Origin of the sequence: uncultured Enorma sp., assembly GCA_905210055.1 — a bacterium.
Classification (GTDB): Bacteria; Actinomycetota; Coriobacteriia; order Coriobacteriales; family Coriobacteriaceae; genus Enorma.
Window position 1 is genome coordinate 1 of sequence record CAJLVH010000197.1, and the last position, 2,420, is coordinate 2,420.

Annotated in this window: 2 protein-coding genes; both read right to left on the bottom strand. The window is 65.3% G+C overall.

Annotated features, from left to right (window positions below; genetic code table 11):
• Nucleotides 1–25: 25 nt before the first annotated feature.
• Nucleotides 26–2,014 (bottom strand): fructose-specific PTS transporter subunit EIIC, encoded by a 1,989-nt coding sequence (locus tag QZ079_RS09090; protein ID WP_019238974.1) that lies wholly within the window; start codon nucleotides 2,012–2,014, stop codon nucleotides 26–28.
• Between the two features lie 169 nt (nucleotides 2,015–2,183).
• A partial coding sequence (locus QZ079_RS09095) for a PfkB family carbohydrate kinase (protein WP_297037528.1) occupies nucleotides 2,184–2,420 on the bottom strand: 237 nt, incomplete at its 5' end.

Below are 2,420 nucleotides of genomic sequence, written 5' to 3' on the forward strand. Positions count from 1 at the left end.
CGCGGGCGAACAGGACGCGCGATCGTTACTTCGCGAGCCCGGATTCCTCAGCCGAAAGCGGCTTCTTGAGGAACGAGAGAATGAGCGCGGCAATCACGGAGCCCGCGATGAGCGCCACAAGGTACATCACCGGATTGCCGATGACGGCGATGACCCAAGCGCCGCCATGGGGCGCGGGGCTCGTGCAGCCGAAGAGCGCGGAGAGCGCGCCGGCAACGGCCGAACCGATGATGCAGCTGGGCAGCACGCGACCGGGATCGGCGGCGGCATAGGGAATCGCGCCCTCAGAGATGAACGAAAGACCCATGATGTAGTTCACGATGCCGGCCTTGCGATCCGCCTCGGTCCAGCGATTCTTGAAGAACGTGGTGGAAAGCGCAACGGCGATGGGAGGAACCATGCCGCCGACCATGACGGACGCCATGACGATCTGCGCGGAGGTGGTGCCAGCAGCGAGCATGCCGGTGCCGAACACGTAGGCCGCCTTGTTGAAGGGACCGCCCATGTCGACGGACATCATGCCGCCCACAACAGCGCCCAGGAGCACGAGGTTGCCCGTGCCGAGGCTATTGAGCGCGCCGGTGAGCCAGGAGTTGATCGCTGCGAAGACGGGGTTCAGCGCAAGCATCACGAAGCCGATACCGAAGATCGCCACGAGCGGGTACAAGAGCACCGGTTTTATGCCCTCGAGCGAGCTGGGCAGATGGTCGCAGGCCTTCTCGAAGGCAAGCGTGAGGTAGCCCGCTGCGAAGCCGGCGAAGAGCGCTGCGATGAAGCCGCCCGAGATGAGGGCGCCCTGCGCCTCGGCGTCCATGGCCGTGGCGAGGTAGCCGAGCGTGAAGCCCTGTTTGGCGAGCCAGCCGCCCACCAGACCGGGCGCGAGGCCGGGACGGTCGGCGATCGACATGGCGATGAACGCGGCGAGGATGGGCAGCATGAAGTCGAACGCCGTGCCACCCACGAGGTTGAAGAACGCGGCGAGCGGCGTGGAGCTACCATAGGCAGCCGTACCCATGCCCTGGGTGTCCACCAGGAAGGCGATGGCCTTCAGGATACCGCCGCCCACGACGAACGGCAGCATGTGCGAGACACCATTCATGAGGTGCTTGTAGATCTGCGAGCCGATACCGTCGCCCGAGGCGGCCGCCGGAGCGGAAGACCCGCCCTTCGCGTGGCAGATGGGCGCCTCGCCGTCCACGATGATTTTGATGAGGCGCTCGGCATCGTTGATGCCGGCGGAAACGTTCGTGGAGTAGAGCGGCTTGCCGTCGAAGCGGCTGAGCTCGATACCCTTGTCCGCTGCGATGATGATGCCCTTGCACGCAGCGATCTCCTCCGCGGTGAGCGCGTTCTTCGTACCCACGGAGCCCTGGGTCTCGACCTTGATGGTGTAGCCCATCTCGCCCGCCACCTTCTCGAGGTTCTCGGCGGCCATGTAGGTGTGCGCGATGCCCGTGGGACACGCGGTGATTGCAAGGATCTGCGGCAGGCCGCTGTCCTGCGCGGCTGCTGCGGGAGCGGCCTTTGCAGCTGCCTTGGCCTCTTGTTCGGCGTCGTAGGCAGCTTCCGCGGCATCGATCGCGGCAAGGAATTCGTCTACCGACGTCGCCGCGCGAAGCGCCGCCGAGAACTCGGGGTGCATGAGGAGCGCCGAGAGCTTGGCGAGCACCTCGAGGTGCACGTTCGCCTGCGTGTCGGGAGCGGCGATGAGGAAGATGAGGTCGGAGGGTTTGCCGTCGGGCGCCTTCCAGTCCACGCCGCCGGGCACGGTGATCGCCACGAGACCGGGCTCGCTCACAGCATCGGTTTTGGCATGCGGAATCGCCACGCCCTCGCCCACGGCGGTGGAGAACTCAGCTTCGCGTGCGAGCACGGCTTGCTTGTAGCGGTCGCGGTCTGCGACAGCCCCGATGCCGCACTGCAAATCGACGAGGACATCGATGGCCTCATCCTGCGACGCGGCGACTACGCCGAGCTTCACACCCTCCTTCTTCAGCAATCCGGTGATCTTCATGTCAATACTCCTTTCTCGGCAAAACGCCGCATGATGGATGAAACGACCTCGAAAGACGTCGTACGTTCCACATCGACTCTCGATTGAATGGGTTCGAAGCGCATCACAGCGATGGACGCGCCCAGCCAATAACCCCCGTCCCCAATGGCAGGCCGTCCCTAATGGCATCTCAGAGGGCGGAGAGGAGCGCCTCCACCTCAGTGCGCGTGGCGAGCTGCATGGAGAACGCGCTGGCGGAACCAGTGCACACGCCCATGCGGAACGCCTGCTCGTAGTCGCCGCCACTCTCGGTATAGCCCGCAACGAAGCCTGCGACCATCGAGTCGCCCGCTCCTACGGAGTTCACCACATGACCGCGCGGCGCCGGGCTCTCGTGCACCGAGCCGTCCTCGGCCACGAGCACCGC